This window comes from Halocalculus aciditolerans (genome assembly GCF_014647475.1).
In the GTDB taxonomy this organism is placed as follows: domain Archaea; phylum Halobacteriota; class Halobacteria; order Halobacteriales; family Halobacteriaceae; genus Halocalculus; species Halocalculus aciditolerans.
The window spans coordinates 252,405-272,377 of the sequence record NZ_BMPG01000001.1 but is presented as its reverse complement, the minus strand read 5'-3'; the positions used below and the strand labels follow the sequence as shown (position 1 = coordinate 272,377).

22 protein-coding genes and 1 tRNA gene are annotated in these 19,973 nt (G+C 68.7%); 14 read left to right on the top strand and 9 right to left on the bottom strand.

Annotation, left to right across the window (positions count from 1 at the left end):
• Positions 1-3: 3 nt before the first annotated feature.
• Entirely contained in the window at positions 4-1,185 is a 1,182-nt protein-coding gene (locus tag IEY26_RS01310) for an inorganic phosphate transporter (RefSeq protein WP_188975061.1), read from the top strand.
• On the opposite strand, the gene IEY26_RS01305 is transcribed toward IEY26_RS01310, so the two are convergent.
• Positions 1,186-1,821 carry a metal-dependent hydrolase gene (locus tag IEY26_RS01305; protein WP_326838270.1) on the bottom strand — a complete coding sequence of 212 codons (636 nt, stop codon included), beginning with the start codon at positions 1,819-1,821 and terminating at the stop codon, positions 1,186-1,188.
• An 82-nt stretch (positions 1,822-1,903) separates the two neighbouring features.
• On the opposite strand from IEY26_RS01305, the gene IEY26_RS01300 reads away from it, so the two are divergent.
• Entirely contained in the window at positions 1,904-2,221 is a 318-nt protein-coding gene (locus tag IEY26_RS01300) for a hypothetical protein (protein ID WP_188975057.1), read from the top strand.
• A gap of 49 nt (positions 2,222-2,270) precedes the next feature.
• Here the strand turns inward: IEY26_RS01300 and IEY26_RS01295 are convergent, their stop codons facing one another.
• Positions 2,271-2,741 (bottom strand): DUF5812 family protein, encoded by a 471-nt coding sequence (locus IEY26_RS01295; RefSeq protein ID WP_188975055.1) that lies wholly within the window; start codon positions 2,739-2,741, stop codon positions 2,271-2,273.
• A gap of 113 nt (positions 2,742-2,854) precedes the next feature.
• On the opposite strand from IEY26_RS01295, the gene IEY26_RS01290 reads away from it, so the two are divergent.
• Positions 2,855-4,138 carry a glucose-6-phosphate isomerase gene (locus tag IEY26_RS01290; protein ID WP_188975053.1) on the top strand — a complete coding sequence of 428 codons (1,284 nt, stop codon included), beginning with the start codon at positions 2,855-2,857 and terminating at the stop codon, positions 4,136-4,138.
• A complete protein-coding gene (locus IEY26_RS01285; RefSeq protein WP_188975051.1) occupies positions 4,135-5,262 on the top strand; it encodes a CPBP family intramembrane glutamic endopeptidase in 1,128 nt (375 codons plus the stop codon). The genes IEY26_RS01290 and IEY26_RS01285 overlap by 4 nt, the downstream gene beginning before the upstream one ends.
• Positions 5,263-5,357: 95 nt before the next feature.
• Here the strand turns inward: IEY26_RS01285 and IEY26_RS01280 are convergent, their stop codons facing one another.
• Together IEY26_RS01280 and IEY26_RS01275 are read right to left on the bottom strand one after the other, a co-directional pair.
• Entirely contained in the window at positions 5,358-5,816 is a 459-nt protein-coding gene (locus IEY26_RS01280; RefSeq protein ID WP_188975049.1) for an NOB1 family endonuclease, read from the bottom strand.
• A gap of 8 nt (positions 5,817-5,824) precedes the next feature.
• Positions 5,825-6,067 carry a PRC-barrel domain-containing protein gene (locus tag IEY26_RS01275; RefSeq protein WP_188975047.1) on the bottom strand — a complete coding sequence of 81 codons (243 nt, stop codon included), beginning with the start codon at positions 6,065-6,067 and terminating at the stop codon, positions 5,825-5,827.
• Between the two features lie 610 nt (positions 6,068-6,677).
• Between IEY26_RS01275 and infB the strand changes: the two genes are divergently transcribed.
• Together infB and IEY26_RS01265 are read left to right on the top strand one after the other, a co-directional pair.
• Complete coding sequence (gene infB, locus IEY26_RS01270; protein WP_188975045.1) at positions 6,678-8,480, top strand: translation initiation factor IF-2; 1,803 nt, start codon at positions 6,678-6,680, stop codon at positions 8,478-8,480.
• 100 nt (positions 8,481-8,580) lie between these two features.
• Entirely contained in the window at positions 8,581-8,835 is a 255-nt protein-coding gene (locus IEY26_RS01265; RefSeq protein WP_188975042.1) for a hypothetical protein, read from the top strand.
• A gap of 86 nt (positions 8,836-8,921) precedes the next feature.
• On the opposite strand, the gene IEY26_RS01260 is transcribed toward IEY26_RS01265, so the two are convergent.
• A complete protein-coding gene (locus IEY26_RS01260; RefSeq protein ID WP_188975040.1) occupies positions 8,922-9,296 on the bottom strand; it encodes a DUF5811 family protein in 375 nt (124 codons plus the stop codon).
• A 204-nt stretch (positions 9,297-9,500) separates the two neighbouring features.
• Here IEY26_RS01260 and secF point away from each other — a divergent pair, with 204 nt between their 5' ends.
• The 3 genes from secF (at position 9,501) to IEY26_RS01245 (ending at position 12,414) form a co-directional block, all read left to right on the top strand.
• Complete coding sequence (secF, locus tag IEY26_RS01255) at positions 9,501-10,367, top strand: protein translocase subunit SecF (protein ID WP_188975038.1); 867 nt, start codon at positions 9,501-9,503, stop codon at positions 10,365-10,367.
• Positions 10,364-11,926, top strand: a complete 1,563-nt coding sequence (locus IEY26_RS01250; protein WP_188975036.1) for a preprotein translocase subunit SecD — start codon at positions 10,364-10,366, stop codon at positions 11,924-11,926. Before secF ends, IEY26_RS01250 begins: the two co-directional genes overlap by 4 nt.
• A gap of 80 nt (positions 11,927-12,006) precedes the next feature.
• Positions 12,007-12,414: a methylated-DNA--[protein]-cysteine S-methyltransferase gene (locus tag IEY26_RS01245; RefSeq protein WP_188975034.1), complete on the top strand. Its 408-nt coding sequence runs from the start codon at positions 12,007-12,009 to the stop codon at positions 12,412-12,414.
• Between the two features lie 7 nt (positions 12,415-12,421).
• Here IEY26_RS01245 and nucS read toward each other — a convergent pair whose 3' ends face one another.
• Genes nucS through IEY26_RS01225 form a run of 4 tightly spaced genes read right to left on the bottom strand, consistent with a single transcriptional unit; the run spans position 12,422 to position 17,209 of the window.
• Positions 12,422-13,171, bottom strand: coding sequence for an endonuclease NucS (nucS, locus tag IEY26_RS01240; RefSeq protein WP_188975032.1), 750 nt, complete (start codon positions 13,169-13,171; stop codon positions 12,422-12,424).
• Between the two features lie 55 nt (positions 13,172-13,226).
• Complete coding sequence (locus IEY26_RS01235) at positions 13,227-15,215, bottom strand: ATP-binding protein (protein ID WP_188975030.1); 1,989 nt, start codon at positions 15,213-15,215, stop codon at positions 13,227-13,229.
• 60 nt (positions 15,216-15,275) lie between these two features.
• Positions 15,276-15,926: a ribonuclease HII gene (gene rnhB, locus IEY26_RS01230; RefSeq protein WP_188975028.1), complete on the bottom strand. Its 651-nt coding sequence runs from the start codon at positions 15,924-15,926 to the stop codon at positions 15,276-15,278.
• On the bottom strand, positions 15,923-17,209 hold the full coding sequence (locus IEY26_RS01225; RefSeq protein ID WP_188975026.1) for a tRNA pseudouridine(54/55) synthase Pus10: 1,287 nt from the start codon (positions 17,207-17,209) through the stop codon (positions 15,923-15,925). The genes rnhB and IEY26_RS01225 overlap by 4 nt, the downstream gene beginning before the upstream one ends.
• An 88-nt stretch (positions 17,210-17,297) precedes the next feature.
• On the opposite strand from IEY26_RS01225, the gene IEY26_RS01220 reads away from it, so the two are divergent.
• The 5 genes from IEY26_RS01220 to IEY26_RS01200 all read left to right on the top strand — a co-directional run bounded on the left by IEY26_RS01220 (position 17,298) and on the right by IEY26_RS01200 (position 19,853).
• The gene (locus IEY26_RS01220) at positions 17,298-18,323 is read left to right on the top strand and encodes a DUF7544 domain-containing protein (protein WP_188975023.1); all 1,026 of its coding nucleotides are present in this window, start codon (positions 17,298-17,300) and stop codon (positions 18,321-18,323) included.
• Between the two features lie 39 nt (positions 18,324-18,362).
• The gene (trmY, locus tag IEY26_RS01215; RefSeq protein WP_188975021.1) at positions 18,363-18,959 is read left to right on the top strand and encodes a tRNA (pseudouridine(54)-N(1))-methyltransferase TrmY; all 597 of its coding nucleotides are present in this window, start codon (positions 18,363-18,365) and stop codon (positions 18,957-18,959) included.
• Between the two features lie 108 nt (positions 18,960-19,067).
• Positions 19,068-19,349: a hypothetical protein gene (locus IEY26_RS01210; protein WP_188975019.1), complete on the top strand. Its 282-nt coding sequence runs from the start codon at positions 19,068-19,070 to the stop codon at positions 19,347-19,349.
• A gap of 84 nt (positions 19,350-19,433) precedes the next feature.
• Entirely contained in the window at positions 19,434-19,718 is a 285-nt protein-coding gene (locus IEY26_RS01205) for an ArsR family transcriptional regulator (RefSeq protein WP_188975017.1), read from the top strand.
• A gap of 62 nt (positions 19,719-19,780) precedes the next feature.
• Positions 19,781-19,853, top strand: a tRNA-Pro gene (locus tag IEY26_RS01200).
• The last annotated feature ends 120 nt before the right edge of the window (positions 19,854-19,973 follow it).

Below are 19,973 nucleotides of genomic sequence, written 5' to 3'. Positions count from 1 at the left end.
AGAATGGTTTCCTTGGGGGGTCTCGCGGTGTTGGTCGTCGCGGCGGTGGCGAGTCTGTTTATGGCGTGGGCTATCGGCGCGGGGTCGTCGGGGTCGACGCCGTTCGCCCCGGCGGTCGGCGCGAACGCGATCAGCGTGATGCGCGCGGGGTTCATCGTCGGCGTGCTCGGCCTCGCGGGCGCGGTTCTCCAGGGCGCGAACGTCTCGGAGGCGGTCGGGACGGAGCTCATCTACGGGGTGACGTTGACGCCGCTGGCGGTCGTCGTCGCGCTCATCACGGCCGCGGGGCTGGTGGCGATTGGCGTGTTCGCGGGCTACCCGATCGCGACGGCGTTCACGGTGACGGGCGCGGTCGTCGGCACGGGGCTGGCGATGGGGGGCGGGCCGGCGTGGGCGAAGTACCAGCAGATCGTGAGCCTCTGGATCGCCGTGCCGTTCGTCGGCGGCGCAATCGCGTACGCGACGGCGCGCCTCCTCCGCGAAGTCGTCGACGAAGCCGTCGCCATCCCGTTTCTCGCTGGTCTCGTCGGCGCGCTCATCGCGAACGTGGAGTTCGTGCTGCTCGGGCCGTCGGACGTCTCGGAGAGCCTGTCGACGTGGGTCGGCGTGAACACCGGGCTGTCGCCGACGGTCGCGACGGCCGCCGTCACGGCCGCGGCGTTCCTCGCCGCGGCGGGCGCGGTCCGGTGGGACGTCACGCGCGACGAGGCGGCGGGGCAGCGCCACTTCCTCCTCGTGCTCGGCGGCCTCGTCGCGTTCTCCGCGGGCGGGAGTCAGGTCGGGCTCGCCGTCGGCCCCGTCCTCCCGCTCGTCGGCGACTCCATCCCCATCACGTACGTCCTGCTCGGCGGCGGCATCGGGCTGCTCGTGGGGTCGTGGACGGGCGCGCCGCGGATGATTAAGGCGCTCGCGCAGGACTACTCCAGCCTCGGACCTCGGCGGTCGATTGCGGCGCTCATCCCGAGTTTCGCCATCGCGCAGGCCGCCGTCTTCCTCGGCGTCCCCGTCTCCTTCAACGAGATCATCGTGTCCGCGATCATCGGGAGCGGGTACGCCGCGGGCGGCGGGGGCGTGAGCCGGGAGAAGATGGTGAAGACCGTCGCCGCCTGGGTGGGGTCGCTCGCGCTCGCGTTCGGTGTCAGCTACGGCGCGTTCAGCGCGCTCGAACTCCTCGGGCTGTCGTAGCTATCGGAGGTCGGCGACGAATCGCTCGGGGACGTAGCCGAGGACGCGGTCGGGCGTGCGGGCGACGACCCACTCGGTCACGCGAACCATCGGTTTTCTGACGAGGACGTAGCCGGCGGAGACGCAGAGCGCGAGGAGCGCGGCGTGTCGGACGACGCCGGTGGTGGCGAGGAGGGCGGGGGCGGCGGCGACGGCGGCGAGGCCGAGGTCTTCGGGCGCGCCGTCGTAGCGAATCCAGCGTTTCGGGGGGAGCCAGCGGCCGTGGAAGTGGCTGTAGACGGCGCGGTCGCTCGTGCCTTCCCACGGGCGGAGTTCGAGGCCGCCGCCGAACGCGTCCATGACCGAGTGAACGGCGGCCGCGCCGAGGAGGACGGCGAGCGCGAGGAGCGCGGTGCTCGCGGAGAGCGTCTCTATCCCGGTCGCCGCGGTGGCGGTCCAGAGTCCGCCGGCGAGCGCGGCGGTGGCGGTGTAGTAGACGGGGAAGTGGAGGGTCTTCCGGTGGCCCCAGTAGAGGTCGAGGTCGGGGAGGACGCCGCCGAGAAGGCCGGTCCAGAGCACGACGGGCGCGGGGTCGCGGGTCGTCGCCGCGACGCCGGCCGCGAACGCCAACCCCACCAGTCCGTGCGTCGTCGCCATCATAATACTGTCGCGTACGCGAGGTCAGAATAAAACCCTTTCGCGGGAAACGACGAAGTAGCCACAGCGGATAGTACCGGGTATGAGCGCCGCGAACCGCCTCGTGTTGTCCTTCCCGGGCGACCTCTCGGAGTGGGGGCGAGACCAGCTAGAGACGCGGCACTTCCGCGCGTACCTCAAGCGCGTGCACGCGTCGGCGGCAGTGGGCGACGAGTGGCCGGTCTTCCTCGACGTCGGCTGCTGCGGGGACTCACTCGACATCACGCTCCGCGTCGAAGCCGTCGACGGCGACGGCGACGAGCTCACCGCGGACACCGACATCGAGTACGTGGAGCGAGAGCCGGAGGACATCGAGGGCGGCTGGGAGGTCCAGAGTCGGGGCGCGCCCGAAACGTCGTAAGTCGGAAGCCGAGCGCGCGAGCGGGCTCGGGAGGGAATCGGGCGAGTAGTCAGGGGAGGTAGCGGACGGCGACGACGCCGGGTTCGGAGCGGATTTCGACGCGGTTCACGTCGAGGCGGGCGGCGCGTTCGACGGTCGCCTCGTCGTCGAGGACGTCGGCGACGGCGTTCTCGGTTTCGCCTTCGGGGACGGTGAGGACGTGGATTTCGCCGATGCCGGCGCGTTCGCGCGTGGTGAGTTCGCCCTCCGGCTGGTCGGCGGCGAGGTCGCGTTCCTGCGTCGTCGGCGGTTCTTCGGACTCCTCGACGGGGATGGTCTTTCGCTCCGTCACGTCGACGACGCTGTAGGTGACGTTCATCGGCGGGTCGGGGCTGATGGTGGCTTCGACGATTTCGCCTTCGGCGACGCCGGGGTTCGAGGAGAGCGTGTGCACCTGGGCGTCGGTGACGTCGGCGAGGACGGCGGACGCGTCGTCGGCGTTCCGCACGACGAACGTCCCGGACTTCTCGGACTCAGTCATACCCACTACTTGCTGATTCGTCCTTTTCCGGGTTTCGCTGAGCGAGCCAACACACCGCGCGGAGATTCGAAGAGAGCGACACGCGTAAAGTCCTGCTCTACGGACGCTCGGGTATGGACCTCGACGTCGGGAACGCGCTGGCGGCGGTGGCCGAGCCGGGCGTGCCGCGGGACGCGCTGGAGCGACTAGACGACCGCGTGGCGGCGGCGCACGAGCGCATCGAACGCGGCGTCGCGAACGGCGAGTTCGGGTACGCGTCGTTGAACCTGCCCGAGACGGCGGATACGGCGGCGGTCGAGACGGCCGCCGACCGAATCGGCGACGTCGACCACGTGATTCTCGTGGGAATCGGGGGGAGCGCGCTGGGGGCGGCGACGCTCGCGGACGCGCTCGCCGGGCCGGACGCCGCCGAGCTGCACGTGCTCGACAACGTCGACCCCGCGGCCGTGGAGCGAACGCTCGACCGCATCGACCTCGCGTCGGCGGCGGTGAACGTCGTCTCGCAGTCGGGGACGACGGCGGAGACGCTGGCGAACTTCCTCGTCGTCCGCGACGCGATGGCGGACGCGGGCGTCGACTGGACGGACCGCACGGTCGTGACGACGGGCGACGCGGGGAATCTCCGCGACCTCGCGGACGCCCACGACCTGCCGTCCGTGTCCGTCCCCGACGGCGTCCCCGGCCGGTTCTCCGTGCTCTCGACCGTGGGGCTCCTCCCGGCGGCGCTGCTCGGCGTCGACACCGACGGCCTGCTGGCCGGCGCGAGCGCAGCGCGAGAGAAACTGGGGCCGTCGCTCTTCGACTCGCCCGCCTACGCGTACGGCGCGCTCGCGTACGCGCTCGACGTCCGCGGCGCGTCGATGGACGTCATGATGCCGTACGCCGAGGGGTTGGAGACGTTCGCGGAGTGGTTCGCGCAGCTCTGGGCGGAGTCACTGGGGAAGGACGGCCTGGGGCAGACGCCGGTGCGGGCGCTGGGGGCGACGGACCAGCACAGCCAGCTCCAGCTCTACCGCGCCGGCCCGCACGATAAGCTCGTGACGTTCGTCGGCGTCGACGACCGGCCCGACGTTCCCATCCCGAGCGCGGACTTAGAGGGGCTCGACTACCTCTCGGGGGCGTCGCTCGGCGGGCTACTGGACGCGGAGTTGGACGCGACGGAGGCGAGTCTCGCGGCGGCGGGCGTGCCGAACCTCAGGGTCCAGCTCGACGCCGTCGACGCCGAATCCGTGGGTGAACTCCTCTTTTCGATGGAGGCGGCGTGCGTGCTCGCCGGGGAGCTCTACGGCGTGGAGACGTTCGATCAGCCCGCCGTCGAGTGGGGGAAGGAGGCGGCGCGCGGGCTGCTGCGCGGCGACCGCACGCTCGACGAAGGCGACTCGCTCGAAGTCGAATGACCGCGGACGAATCGGCGCGCGAGCCAGCGGGAGAGGAGGCGTCGGCGGGTGACCGGTTCGCGGCGTCCGCGGCGTTCGTCGCCGCGGGACTGGGTGTCGCGCTCTCGGCGACGGCGTGGACGCCCGGTCTCGGCGCGTTCGACGTCGGGAACGCGCCGGGGCTCGTGGCGAGTGTCGTGGCGCTCCTCGCGTTCGCGGGGCGGCGGTACGGGAGCCACGATACGCGGCTCTCGGTCGTCGGCGGCGCGGGGATGGCGGCGCTCGCGCTGTCCGCGCTCGGCGGCGTGCTCGTGCCGGCGCTCGGGCCGGGGACGGAGCCGGCGTGGGTCGGCCCCGCGCTCCCCGTCGGGTTCGTCGTCGGCCTCGCCGGCGTCGGCCTCGCAGTGCTCGACGCCCGCGGCGTCCCGCAGGCCGGTGTATTGCGGCGCGGCGGGCTGGCGTCCGCGATGCTCGGCGTCGCGCTCGTCGGGCTGTTCGTCGGGTCGCTCGCCGCCGCCGTCGCCCGATCGCTCGCTACCGCCGCCGGGGCAGGTGAAGCCACGGCGTACGCGGTCGCGTCCGCCGTCAGCCCGCTCGGGTTCGTCGTCGTCGCCGTCGGCGCAGTGCTCGTCATCGGCGAGGACATTCGGTACTTCGACGTGCGCGCGCCGACGCGCCGCGAGTGGCTCTGGACCGCGGGCACGTTCGCCGGCATGGTCGCCGTCCTCCTCACGCTCTCCACGATAGAGGGCTGGCTCGGCCTCAGTCAGGCGAGCCACGACACCCTCGAGTTCGCGCGCGGGAACCCCGCCGTCCTCCTCGTCCTCGTCCCCGTCTCCGTCCTCTTCATCGGCCCCGGGGAAGAGCTCCTGAACCGGAACGTCGTCCAGAAACACCTCTACGAGGCGTTCAGCCGGCCGGCCGCGATCGTCGTCGCGTCCGTCTTCTTCGCGAGCATGCACGTCTTCTCCTACTGGACCGCCGGCCCCGCCGCCGTCGCCGTCGCCCTCGTGAACCTCCTCGCCATCTCCCTGGTCCTCGCCTACGCCTACGAACGCACCGAGAACGTCGTCGTCGTCGCGCTCGCCCACGGCGGCTACAACGCCGTCCAGTTCCTCTACGCCTACTACACGCTCACCGGCTAACCGGAGGACGAAGGAGAAGCTCTCGCTCGCGAGTACGGCGTTCCGCTACGCAGAGTCAGCCGCCAGTTCGTCGAGCCCCATCTCCGCAGAGTCCGCTAGCTCGGGTTCTTCCGGGAGAGGCTCGAACCGCAGATCGGACAGCGGTCTTTCTTGTCGTCGAAGGTCCGCCCGCAGCCCGCGCACTGGAAGACCCAGTCGCGGCGCTCGCTGATGCCGGATTTCGCGACGACGTCGACGGCGAGGCCGAGTTCGTCGGCGACGTTCTGCATCGCGTAGTCGTCGGTGACGAGCGTGGCGTCGAGTTCGACGGCGGCGGCGAGCACGCGGACGTCGACGTCGGAGAGTTCGTCGAGGTCGCCGGTGACGCGCGCCGCTCGCTCCACCTCGGTGACGGCGTCCGCGTCCGGCACGACGACGTGCATCCCCTGGCCCTCGCGGGCGTCGAAGCGGTACTGCGCGGCGGATTCGAGCTCCTCGCGGACGCCGGGAATGCTCGCGGTCGGGCCGTTGGGCTCGTACTCGTCGATGAACGCGGACGCGTCGAGAACGTACACGGCTCGGCCTACCGGGAGACGACGATGTAGTCTTTCACCGCCTGCACGTTCCCCACGGGGATGTGGTAGAGGCCGTCGTCGTCCCGGGGGAAGTTGAGCTTCACCGTGTCCTCCTCGTTCGGCTCGACGAGGAGGTCGTGGAGCGTCCCGGTCTTGAGGTCCATCGTGATGTTGTAGAGGATTCCGAGCTCGGTGCCGTCGCTCCCCATCACGGCCTTTCCGGAGAGGTTCTCGGCGAGGATATCGGCCATATCCGACGTAACTTGGCGGGCGACCATAAAGGGACCGACCAACGCGGTGCAAACGCGGTTCGGAGGCCGCCGAAGGCGGCCGAGAACCGCGAAACGGCGAGCGGGAGCGACAGCGACACGCGAGCCGGCGCGACCGAACAATCAGATGCGAAGGCGGCCGAGCGCGGTCGGAGCACGTTCCTCCGCGCGAACGTGCGGCTCGCGCGAGAACCCGCGAGAAGGCGAGCAGTGGCAGCGACGAGCGTGGGAGGGTGGTGAGCGTGGTACTACCCGTGTTCGTTGCGTTGGTGGAGAAGTGGTGAACGCGTTGCCGTCGAGAGGAGGCGGACACCAGCCAGGGCCGCGTCCCGTCGACGGCGTCGGTGGGACCCGCGTTCTGACACGCGTCGACGGTCGACCCCGCGACCGGTCGGTGGCGTGTCGCCCGGACAAAACGCCCCGGCGAACATTCACCATCACTTGAGGTGTAAAAATGTTCTCGCCGGGCGTATCAGGCGTCGTATGAGTCGTTCCGGGGTAGCTCTCGGAGAGCGCTGGCTGGGGATACGATGCGCTTTTACCGCGCGCGTCGCTCTAGTGCGGATAACGACCGTTCTTACGGGGTCTCTTCATGTCCGAGCAAGCAAATTCATCCACGAACCAGAATCTCAGGACGCCGATCGTCGCCGTCCTCGGGCACGTCGACCACGGGAAGACGAGCCTTCTCGACAAGATACGCGGGTCGACGGTCATCGAGGGCGAAGCCGGCGCGATCACACAGCACATCGGTGCGACGGCCGTCCCCCTGGACGTCGTCTCCCAGGTCGCGGGGGGGCTCGTCGACCCGACGGAGTTCGACCTCCCCGGGTTGCTCTTCATCGACACGCCGGGCCACCACTCGTTCACGACGCTGCGCGCCCGCGGCGGGGCGCTCGCGGACATCGCGATTCTCGTCGTCGACGTGAACGACGGCTTCCAGCCGCAGACGGAGGAAGCCATCCGCATCCTGAAGGAGACGGGGACGCCGTTCGTCGTCGCGGCGAACAAAATCGACACCGTTCCGGGGTGGAATCCGCAGGAGGACGCGCCGGTGCAACAGACCTACGAGGCGCAGTCCGACCGCGTCCGGCAGTCGCTCGACGAGGAGCTCTACCGCATCATCGGGAACCTCTCCGACGAGGGATTCTCCTCCGACCTCTACTGGCGCGTGCAGGATTTCCGCGCGAACATCGGCGTCATCCCCGTCTCCGCGAAGACCGGCGAGGGCGTCCCCGACCTCCTCACGGTCCTGATGGGGCTCGCGCAGCGCTACATGAAGGAGGACATGGAGATCAACCTCGCCGGGCCGGGCGCGGGCACCGTCCTCGAAGTGAAAGAGGAGCAGGGGTACGGGACGACCATCGACGTCATCCTCTACGACGGGACGATTCGGCCGGGCGACACCGTCGTCGTCGGCGGCGGGAACGACACCATCGTGACGGAGGTGCGCGCGCTCTTGAAGCCGAAGGCGCTCGCGGAGATGCGCGCGGAGAAACGCTTCGAGCAGGTAGACGAGCTCCGCGCGGCGAGCGGCGTGAAAATCGCCGCGCCGGACCTCGACGACGCGATGGCCGGCGCGCCCGTGCGCGTCGTCGGTGACCGCGACGTCGACGACGTCATCGAAGAGGTCGAAGCCGAACTCGCGTCCGCGCAGGTCGAGACCGAAGAGGAGGGCGTGGTCGTGAAGGCGGACACGCTCGGGAGCCTCGAAGCGATGGCGAACGCGCTCGAAGCGGCCGAGATTCCCGTGATGCGCGCGGAAGTCGGTGACATCGCGCCGCGCGACATCGCGGTCGCGACGACGGTGAACGACGAGTCGCACCGCGCGATTCTCGGGTTCAACGTCGACGTCTACCCGGACGCCGAGCAGCGCGCCGAGGAGAAGGGCGTCCACCTCTTCACGAACGACGTCATCTACCAGCTCGTCGACGACTACGACACGTTCGTCGAGGAGCGCGAGCGCGAACAGCGCGAAGCCGTCTTCGACAACATCATGCGGCCCGCGCGCTTCCAGATCCTCCAAGACCACGTCTTCCGACAGAACGACCCCGCCGTCGTCGGCGTCGAAGTCCTCTCCGGCACCCTCAAACGCAACACGCCCGTCGGCGTCTTCGAAGGGAACGACATCCGCCGTGTTGGAACGGTAAAGGGTATTCAGGACCAGGGCGAGGACGTCGACGAAGTCCGCGCCGGCGAACGCGTCTCCGTCAGCATCGACGGCCCCACTATCGGGCGCGACGTCGACGAAGGCGACGAACTCTGGGTCGACCTCCCCGAGAAACACGCGAAAGTCCTCGAACAAGAACTCTTAGAGGAGATTCCGATGGACGAACGCGAAGCCCTCCACATGTTCCTCGAAACCCACCGGAAACGCGACCCCTTCTGGGGGAAGTAGACAGTTCGACCGTATCCCTCGGACGAGCATAGAGGCGCGCAGGGATTCTTTCGCCGTCGCAGAATAAGTTTTACAATCTCGGCGTCCGTATTAGCTGGTGATGAGCGAGGACGAGTCCACCAGTGGAAACGCCGTATCGTCCGTCGAGCGAGTCGTGGGGGCGAGCCGGTACGATATCGTGCTGGCGCTCGTCCCGGTGTTCCTCGGCGTGGGCGCGTGGTGTCGCGCGGCGCTGGGGAGCGGGCCGTGGCTGGCGCTGGGGGCGGCGGCGAGCGCGCTCGCTGTCGGGTACGCGCTGTTCGGTGACCCGCCGCGGCCGCCGCGCGCGGGCCGGTCTCGGCCGCCGGAACACTGACACTGACGGCGAGCCGACGGAGCGCGACTGACGAAGCCGTCGCTACAGTCGTGAGGCGCGGAAAACGCGAGAACGGGAGGCCGGGGTCAGCGGGCGGTCGGCGTGTACTTATCGGAGGTCATGACCTGTTTCACTTGGAGCGCGGCGCTGGCGGCGAGGCCGCGGGCGACTTCGTCGCGTTCGTCGGCGGGGATGAGGTCGTCGGCGTCGGCGTCGAAGTCCGGGCGGAAGCCGGCGCTGACGGGGTTGCCGACGGGCGGGCGGACGGCGACGGTTACCTGGAGGCCGTCGCGGCCGTCCCGGACCTCCGAGCCGACGACGAACTCGTCGGGGAGGAAGTCGCGCGTCCGTGCCGCGATACGGGAGACGGACGTCCGAAGCGACCGGCGCTGACCCGCCGACAGGTCGTCGCCGGTAATTCCCGCCCCCTGCGGTCCCGCGTACGGCGTGTTCGCGTTCATCACCCACTGGTAACCGCTGCGCACGTAAAAGCGCTCTTCCAAACGAACCCGCGTTCGCGCGCGGAGACAGTCCGACGACGGCCGTGAAACGGGTCGACGACGGCGGGGGACGAGCCCGCGGGCGACGACGAGAACCGGGGAGTGAGCGCCGCGAGATGGAAGATAAGAAACCTTATCCGCCGCGCAGTTGGAGGTTGTGCGTATATGCCCTCGTTCGAGATACCGGAGGTGGACTTCAGCCGGTACTCGAACCGCCAGCTAGCGAGCGTCCCGTTGGCGCTCATCGCTCTCGCGTTGGTGGTTCTCGTCGCGTGGACCGTCGTGTTCGGCCATCCCGTGACGCCCGGCTTCGAGTTCACCGGAGGTACAGAGATCACGGTGCAAGCCGCGGGCGGACAACCCGCGATTCAGCAGGCGTTCTCCGCGGAGATCACGAGCATCCAGCCGGTGCGCTCGCAGGCCGACACGTACATCGTGACGTTCCAGTCGACGAACCTCGAACAGCTCACGCAGTCAGCGAACGCGGCGTTCGGCGCTGAGAACGTCCTCTCGAAGCAGTCCGTCTCGCCCTCCTTCGGGGCGAGCGCGCAGCAGACCGCGGTGTTCGGGCTCGGCGTCGCGTTCGCCGGGATGGCCATCGTCGTGTTCGCGCTCTTCCGCACGCTCGTGCCGAGCGGCGCGGTCGTCGTCTCCGCGCTCGGCGACATCCTCGTGCCGATGGCGCTGATGAACGTCTTCGGCATCAAGCTCTCGCTCGGCACGGTCGCCGCGCTCTTGATGCTCATCGGTTACTCCGTCGACTCGGACATCCTCCTGACGAACCACGTACTCAGGCGGAGCGGCGGGTTCTACGAATCCGTCGACCGCGCGATGAAGACCGGTGTGACGATGACGGTGACGTCGCTCTGTGCGATGGCCGTGATGGCCGTCGTCGCCTACCTCTTCGGCATCGACCTGATGGCGTCCATCGGGATCATCCTCGTCTTCGGGCTCGCGACTGACCTCGTGAACACCTACATGCTCAACCTCAGCCTCCTTCGCTGGTACAAGTACGAGGGGGTGGCGCGATGAACGTCCGTCAGAACTGGCGGGTCGTCGCGCTCTGCATCCTCATCGTCTTGAGCGGCGTCGCGCTCTTCGTCCCGGGGGCCGCCCCCATCGGCGGCGGCACGGGAGATTCGACCGGGAACGCGACCGCGTCGGGGCCGACGAACCTCAACTACGGCCTCCAGCTCGACGGCGGGACGCGCATCCGCGCGCCCGTCGAAGGCCTCACGGCCGAAGGCGTGAACGTCACCGTCGACGACCAGACGGCCATCGAGCAGGGCGTCGCGGCGAACCTCGGCGTCGAGACCGTCGACGTGCAGGCGCGCCCCGCTCTCGGCACGGTCGAGGTGCACAGCGGGAACGTGACGGAGGCGGCCTTCCGGCAGGCGGTCGAAGCCGAGGGCCTCCAGCCGGAGACGGTTCGTCCCGGCGTGACCGCGCCGACGCGCGAGACCATCGTGAACACCATCCAGTCGAAGCTCGACGCGACCGGGTTCGGCGGAACGAGCGTGACGCAGGTCCAGTCCGGCGACCGCCACTACGTCGTCATCGAAGTGCCGGGCGCGAACACGACGCGCGTCCGCAGCATCGTGGAGAACCGCGGTGTCGTCCGGATGGTCGCACACTACCCGCAGGACGGGAGTCAGACGAACACGACCGTCCTGAGTCAGGGTGACTTCACGAACATCGGGACGCCGCAGACGAATCAGAACGGCCGACCGTACGTCCGGGTCGTGCTCACCGAGCAGTCCGCAGAGCGGTTCACCGACGACATGAAGCAGTACGGCTTCACGACCGAGGAGGGGACGTCTTCGGGCCCGGGCGACCCGGCCTGTACGTTCGGCGTGGGGAACGACACCGACTACTGTCTCCTCACCGTCCTCGACGGGAACGTCGTCTACTCGGCGAGCGTGGACGAGGACCTCGGGCGGTCCTTCGCGAACGGCGACTTCGTGAAGAACCCCGAGTTCATCATCACGGCGAATAACATGAGCGAGGCGCGCCAGCTCCAGATCAACCTCCGCGCGGGCGCGCTCCCCGCGACGCTCGACCTCGACCAGGGTGACGTGCTCTACGTCGCGCCGAGCCGGGCGTCCTCCTTCAAGCCGCTCTCACTCGTCACGGGGCTGTTCGCGGCGCTCGCCGTGAGCGTCGTCATCTTCCTCCGGTACGGCCGGAAGGAGATCGCGCTCCCGATGCTCGCGACGGCGCTGAGCGAGGTCTTCATCCTCCTCGGGTTCTCCGCGAGCACGGGCCTCGCGCTCAACCTCTCACACATCGCCGGGTTCATCGCCGTCATCGGGACGGGGGTGGACGACCTGGTCATCATCGCCGACGAAGTGATGGCGGAGAAGGTGTCGTCCGCCCGCATCTTCCAGAGTCGCTTCCGGAAGGCGCTCTGGATCATCGGCGGCGCGGCGGCGACGACCATCATCGCGATGAGCCCGCTCGCCGTGCTCTCGCTCGGCGACCTCCGCGGGTTCGCCATCGTCACCATCGTCGGCGTCCTCATCGGGGTCTTCCTCACCCGCCCGGCCTACGGTGACATCCTCCGCTACCTCCTCACGGACGAGGAGCAGTAGCGACACGCCGACCACGCGGCTTTTTCGCGGTCTCGTCGTCGAGTGGCTAGCTTCATGCCCGCGCGTCGCCTCCTCCGGGTATGGAGTTCGACGCGTTCGGGTATCCGCTCAGCCTCGACGAGTCGCGGGTCGAAGAGTCCGGGCGCGACGTGCGAAGCGAAGTCCGCGCGTACCTCGACGGGGAGCGCGAGGTATTCGACCTGACAGTCGACTACCCCGAGGGGTTCGTCGGCGACGTGATGCGGGTGATGACGTCGATTCCGTACGGGGAGACGATGACGTACGGCGAGGTCGCCGCGGAGCTCGATAGCGCGGCGGTCGCGGTGGGGCAGGCGTGCGGGAAGAACCCGGTGCCGCCGGTCGTGCCCTGCCACCGCGTCGTCGCCGCGGACGGCCTCGGTGGGTACTCGGGGGAGGGCGGCGTCGAGTTGAAACGCCGCCTCTTGGAGTTAGAGGGCGCGGGCCGAGTGCCACAGCGGAAGCTGTGAGAGGGAGTTAGAAGTCGCTGAGGGTGGCCTTTGTGGGGGCGGCTTCGGTTTCGAATTCGGCGAGGCGGACGAATTCGAGGTCGGCGTCGCGGAGCGCGCGTTTCACTCGGTCGGACGCGGCGGGCGCGACGAGCATTCCACGCACCTCGCTGTTCGTCTCCTCGTAGAGGGAGACGTAGCGTTTCAGCTGGTCGAAGTGGTTCAGGGTGGCCTGGACGCGTTTCACTTCGACGACGACGGGCGTTCCGTCGGCGTCGGTGGCGAAGAAGTCGATGAAGCCGTACTTCGTCTCGCGTTCGTGTTCGACGATGCGGAGACCGGTTTCGAGTTCGTCGGGGTGGGCTTCGATGTACTGGTGCATCTCGGCCTCAGTTCCGGACTCTCGGTATTCGGCGGCGTCGTGGGCGTCGAAGCGCGTGATGCCGTGGACGTCGGTAGCGCGGACTTCGACGCGCTCGCGGGGGTTGACGCGGCGCGCGACGACGACCAGGTCGCCGTCGGAGACGCTGGCGGAGATGGTGCCGCCGCCCGGCATCCAGTTCACGGGCTTGTGGCCGGTGGGCTGGTGGACGAGGAAGGTGCCGTCGCCCTTCCCGACGAGGAGGCGTTCGCCGGGGCCGAGGTAGCCGCTCGTCCGGCCGTCGTACTCGACCTCGCAGTCGGCCTCGATCGTGAACATCGCGTTGTCCCGGAAGGCGTCGCCGACGAGGTCGACGGCGGCCGCGGGCTCCGGGTCGGTTAGGCGGTCGCTCCCCATCGTTCGGGGAGTCGCGCTCGCGCGGCAAAAGCGTTGCAGGACACGGCGGGCGCGGTCACTCGGATGCTGCCGCCCACTCGACGTTCGCGAACTCGAAGCGCGCGCCGCCGGATTCGCTCTCGGTGACGGTGACGGTCCAGTCGTGTGCGGCCGCGACCTCCTCCACGATGGCGAGACCGAACCCCGTGCCGTCGTCCGCCGTCGTGAACCCGCGTTCGAAGACCTGATCGCGTTCTCCCTCCGGGATGCCGGGGCCGTCGTCAGCGACATAGAACCCGGTACGAGTCGGGTCGCCAGACGACGAGGTATCGGTACGAGCCGGATCGTCAGACGGCGAGGTACCCACGTGTTCGCGTTCGTCGTCGGGCCCTCCGTCGAGGTCGCCGACGGTCACCGTGACGTCGCTGCCGCCGTGTTCGACCGAGTTCTCGTGAGCCCGCGAACGAGAGCCGGTGGAGCCATGCTCCACGGCGTCCCCGCGAGCCTGCGAGGGAGGGCCGGGAGAACCGTGTTCGACCGAGTTCCGGAAGAGGTTCTCGAGGAGCTGTGTGAGCCGGGATTCGTCGACGACGATGGCGCGGTCGGTTTCGACGGTGAGCGTGGCGTTTCGCGTGTCGACGTGTTCCCAGGCGCGGCGGGCGGCGGCGTCGAGTCGGACGGGTTCGAGGTCGTCGACGGAGACGCCGGCGCGGGAGAGCGAGAGGAGGTCGTCGACGAGCGTCTCGATGCGGTCGAGGGCGCTCCGCGCGCTCTCGAGCGCGTCGTCGTCACCGGTCTCGCGGGCGAGTTCGACGTTCCCGATAGCGATGTTCAGCGGGTTCCGGATGTCGTGTGAGAGGACGGACGCGAACCGGTCGAGGCGTTCGTTCTGGCGCGCCAGGCGTTCGCTGGTCTGCTCGCGCTCGATGCCGTAGCTGACCCAGCGGCTCATCAGGTCGACGAGCGTCACCTCCCAGTCGGAGAACGATTCGGTCCGGGGCTGCGTGTCGTAGAAGCAGAACGTCCCGTAGACGTCGTCGCCGACGAAAATCGGCGCGCCGAGATAGCACGCGATGTTCATCTGCGTGTAGCCGGCGCGCTCGACGAGGTCGGGAGCGTCCCGGGGGAGGTCGCCGATGACGAGGGTGCGTTGTGTGCTCGCGGTGCGCTCACAGTTCGTCGCGGAGAGCGAAACGACGTCCCCGGCTTCGACGAGGTCGCCCGCGCCGTCGACGACTTCGAAGTGGTAGTCTTCGCCGTCGATACGCGAGAGCGTCCCGTAGGAGACGTCGAGTTCGTCGCGGCCGAGCGCCAGCAGGGCTTCGACCTGTTCGGTGAACGAGCGGTCGCGAGAGGAGATTATCTCGTACATCTCGCGGAGGACGCGTTCTCGGTTCTCGATGGCGTCGCGTTGCTCGTGGCGGTCCGTGACGTCCCGTACGTAGATGGAGATTCCGGAGTCGGTGGGGTAGACGCGGACGTCGAACCAGGCGTCGAGCGGTTCGTAGAACTCCTCGAAGGCGGCGGGTTCCTGCGTCTCCATGGCTTCGCGGTAGCGACGCCCGAAGACGGTGCCTTCGAGGCTCGGGACGTCGTCGAAGAGGTGGCTCCCCTCGACGTCCGTGTCGTCGGCTTCGACGGTGTCGAGGAGCGACGCCGCGAGGTCGTTCGCGTAGGTGATCCGCCAGTGTCGGTCGACGATGAGGAAGGCGTCCGTCATGCGGTCGAAGACGTCGCGGCTCGGCCGGCCGCTCGCGTCGCGGCCGACGACGACCGCGGCCGCGGCGTCACCGGCGGGGTCGATTCGGAACTCGTAGGGGAGGTGTTCGCCCTCGGCGGTCCGGAGCGTCGTTTCGACGGCACCGCGGCGTCGGTCGAGCGCCGCGGCGACGTCGCCGTCGGTGTCGGCGACGAGGTCGGTGGCGTGTCGCGCCGCGAGCGCGTCCGCGTCGTAGCCGGTGACGGTGGCTGTCGCGTCGTTCCAGTCGACGAGGCGGCCGTCGCCGTCGACGGTGAACACGAGGTCGGTGAGGGCGTCCGCGGACACTCCGAGTGGCTGGCTCATCGGCAGGGCTCTACGCGTACCAGGAGCCGAGAGAACTTAACCGCACTCGCTGACGGCGACTCAAAAGGCGTCGAGACTGGACTGTTCGGCGGCGGCGAGCACGTCGTCGCACGTGCTCCAGGAGCGCCGCGCGCAGTCCGGGAGGTCGCCGTGGCGTTCGACGTGCTCGGCGAGGAACGCGCGGGTGGTCGGGTCGCTGGGGTAGCCGCTCCCGACGTCGCCGTAGCGGGCGGCGAGGGCGTCGACGTGCGCGTCGCGGGCGACTTTGGCGACGACGCTCGCGGCGGCGACGAGGGCGTCGTCTTCGTCCGCGCGGTGGCGCGCAGTGAGGGTGATAGTGAAAGAGACGCGGGAGGCGACGCGTCGAGCGAAGCGGTCCTCGTCGACGTCGCCGGCGTCGCAGAGGCCCGCGGGTGGGTCGTCGAGCGACGCGTCCTCGAACGCCGCCGCGATGGCTCGCGCGTGAGCGGCCACGGTGAGCGAGTTCATGTCGGTGTCGGGCGCGTCGATGCGCTCGCTGGAGATTTCGGCGACGCCGACGCGGCCGACGTCCCGGATGTGCGCGTCGAGTTCCTCGCGGCGGGCGGGCGTGAGCGTCTTCGAGTCCGCGACGCCGTCGGGCAGGTCGGCCGGGTCGGCGGCGACGCACGCGGCGAACATCGACCCCAGGACGGGTCCCTTCCCGGCTTCGTCGACGCCGAAACGCATCACTCGTCGAGGAAGAACGCGGGGTCCTCGAAGGCCTCGTCCTCGCCCTCGACGGAGACGACGTCGAGTTCGGTGACGTAGCCGTGGACGCCGACGAGCCCGGAGACGCTCGGCTCAGTGCGGCCGTTGTCGCTGGAGACGAGCTCCTTGATGTAGAGGCCGCCCTCGCCGTGGACCTCGATGGTGGCGTGCGTCTCGTCGGTGAGCTCGCCGGAGATGTCGTAGACCTCGCGCGTTCGGGTCTTCGCGGCGCGTCGGTGGTCGACGCGCTCCGGCGTGTCCTGGTGGACGGTCGCGCCGCGGAGTTCGTCGAGCGCTTCCTGAAGGGCCGCGTCGTCCACGGGTTCGTCGAACTCGACGCGCGCGCGGTAGGTCTTCGACGCGTCGAGTTCCTTCACGCGCTCCACCATGTCGTAGGTCGCCAGGCGGAGGCCTTCGACTTCGACTTTCTCGCCCGCGAACGCGTTTATCTCGCCCTCTAAGGCTTCGACGTCCGGGAAGCGCTTCCGGGGGTGTTTCACCTCGATGACGAACGGCCGGCCCGTCCCCAGCATGAGCGCGTCGATGTCCTCTCGCCCCGCGCCGTGGAATTTCGCCTCGTCGCCCTGCATCGCCTCCCGGACGGGTGGCGTGGTGAGCTGCTCGACCGACTCGGGGTACATGTAGCCCGAGCCGTCGCAGTGGATGCACGGCTCGCCCGCGCGAGTCCCGGAACCCCCACACTCCCGGCACGGCCACTCCGTCTGCGGAATCTCCCGGCTCAGCTTTCGATACCGGCCGTAGACGAACGCCGGATTAATCTGAACATCTAAATCGTCGGTTTCGGCGTCGAGGACGACGAGGACGTCCGGCCGACCGAAGTCCACCTCCGTCTCCGTCAGCCGGCCGACGCGCTTCCCCACTTCTCTGTTGCACTCGGATTTGAACAGCTCGCCGGCGTCCTCGTCGAGGCCCGCGGCCTCGCGCAGGAGGACTTCGTTCTCCTCGACGAGCGGCGGGGTCTGCGTCCCCACCTGGTAGGTGGCGAACTCGACGTCGACGAGGGCGTCCGCGATCCGCTCGCTCCACGCGTCGAACCGCCCGCTCAACCCCTCGCAGACCCAGCACTCGCTCGCGTCCACTGGCTCGTAGGGCTCGTCGTCGTCGAGCGCGACCGCCGTCCGGAGCGCGCGCCCGCGCGCCGCGTTCGTGAGCCCGAAACTCCGCTCCGCGAAACACCGCCCGACGCAGGCGTCACAGACGGGGGCTTCCGCCAGCACGCCGCGCGCGTCCTCCAAGAGACTCATAGTTCGCGTCTCGGCGGCGAGGAGTAGGAACCCTTCGGTCCGATTCGACGGCACAACGCCTATCACATCAGCTCCAGAACAAGAGCGTATGTCCCTGTACGCGACCGAAGACGTGACGGACGCCTTCCACGCCACGAAGGCCTTCCTCACGGACCTCGACCTCCCGCAGTGGTTCCGCCTCGCGGTCATCGCCCTCCTCACCGGCGGCGTCTCCGCGCCGAGTAGTAGCTTCCAGTTCAACGGCGGCACGCCCACCAACCCCTCCTCGCCGACCGGCACGCCCGGCGACTTCCCCACGTTTGGCTTTGCCCAATCGGACCTCGTCGCGTTCGCCGTCGCCCTCCTCGCGCTCGCCGTTCTCATCGGCCTCCTCCTCTGGATCGCCGGCTCCATCCTCCAGTTCGCGTTCGTCGACGCGCTCGCCACCGGCCGCGTCGCCATCCGCCGGAACCTCCGCGAACACTGGTGGAAGGGCTTCCAACTCTTCTTGTTCTCGCTCGCCGTCGCCTTCGTCGTCATCGGCGCGTTCCTCCTCGCACTCGCCCCGCTCCTCGCCGGCGTCTTCGGCGTGCTCTTCGTTATCCTCCTCCTCCCGGTGGCCGCCGTCGTCGGCATCCTCGCCGCGGTCGTCGACGGGTTCACGCGCGCGTTCGTCGTCCCCATCATGCTCCGCGAAGACCGCAACGTCCTCTCCGCGTGGAGCCGTCTCTGGGGGGTCCTCCGCGCGAACTTCAAGGAGTACGGCGCGTTCGTCCTCCTGAACCTCGCGCTCACCATCGGTGCCGGCATCGTCACCGGCATCGGCGCGATACTCGTCGCCATCGTCGTCGCCATCCCCATCGGCATCGTGTTCGGCCTTCCGTTCGTCCTCGCGGGCGCGAGCGGCACGCTCGCCTGGGCGTGGCTCGCCATCGGCCTCCTCGTCGGCGGCCTCGCCTTCCTCCTCGGCATCGGCCTCGTGAACGTCCCCGTCCAGTCCTACCTCCGCTACTACGCCCTCTTCCTCCTCGGCGACACCGACGCCGACCTCGACCTGATTCCCGACCGCCGCGCGGCCGCACGCGATTCGGAAGAGCCGAGCGAAGCGGGCGGTTCGGAGACGGCCGAAGAGTGAGAGCGGGGGGTTGAAGCCCGCGCTCCTCGTTCGTCGGGTATGCGCCAGTTCGTCGTTCTCGGTCACGACGCCCCGACCACGCCGGAGTTCTCGCTCGACGACCTCGCGGGCGGCGCGGGCCGCCTCGACTTGCTCTGCCGGTGTCTCGGCTCCGCGTTCTTCCTCAGTCACGGCATGCGCGAGGACGTCGAAGTCCACCTCGTGCTCGCCGACGCGGTGACGGTGCGTTTCGACAGCCGCGACCTCCGGTACGCGAGCCCGGACGAGCGCACGCTCGCCGGCCTCGTGAAGGGCGCGCTCGCGGAGAAGGACGAGGCAATCGGGCATATGGAGGTGGAGGCGAGTCCGGGCGTCCACGTCTCGAAGCGCGGGTTCGAACCCGTCCTCGACGCGCTCTCGGGGACGGTCGTTGAACTGCACGAGGACGGCGACCCGCTCGTCGACGTCGACCCCCCGGAGAACCCCGTGTTCGTGCTCTCGGACCACCGCGACTTCACCGACGACGAGGCCGCGCTCCTCGCCGACGCCAGCGACGAGCGAGTGCGCGTCGGCCCGGAAATCCTCCACGCCGACCACACCATCACCGTCGCGCACAACTACCTCGACACCGAGGGGTTCGCCGAGTACGACGCCTGAGCGGTCGGCGGGGCCCCACCCGCACTCGCGAAAATATAACCTAAACGTACAGTTTGGGTGGTTGCAATGTCCAAAGGATTAATACGTTATTGGTACGGTTGTCGAACCATGGGGGACCAAGCCACACAGGCGTCACAGTCCGACGTGCAACTTCCGGACGAAGCGCTCGACGACCTCGAGTGGGTGACGATGGACACGCTGCTGAACGCGAACCGCCGAACGAATCAGATACTGGAACAGTACCTGCTGCAGCAGTACCACCTCGATAACGGTCCCGACGTCGCCGCGCTCGAACGACAGATTTCTGAGACGATAGCCGAACACGAGCGCATCATCGAAGACCTCGAAACCGCCAGAACCGCCCTCAATCAGGCTCCATCTATCGACTAGCAGTATATACTAGTAGTACTCCCATCTACTGTTGGACGCTGATACAAGCTTGGTTTTTATGCCCTTGCATACCAGAGGGGTGGTATGAAGCTGGCGCAGCCGACAGACTTCCAAATACTCTCCGCCCTCTCTGACGGCCAGCGAAACAACGCCGTGAACCTCGCCCACGAGCTTGACAAGAACCGCTCCTACATCAACACCCGCCTCCCCATCCTCGCCGACTACGAACTCGTCGAACGCGTCGGCCCCGCCCCCAACAGCGGCCTCTACCAGATCACCGAGAAAGGCCAACGCGCCCTCCGCCACCGCGACGCCTACAACGACGACGACGTCGACTTCGACGCCCTCATCGAATCCGACGAAGACTGACACCACCCACGCGTCCCCCGATTCGGAAACGTTAAAAGTTCACCCGGCCTTGTTCCACGTGCGGGCCGGTGGGGTAGCTTGGTATCCTTCGGCCTTCGGGTGGCCGTAACCGCGATTCGAATTCGCGCCGGCCCACTTATCCCGCATTCCTACACGAGGAGCGACGGCGACGAGTCACGAATGCGGGCAGTCGCCCGCGGGGATTTGAATCAGGGAGCGGCTCGTCTGCGACCGTGATTCACATTCGCGCCGTCG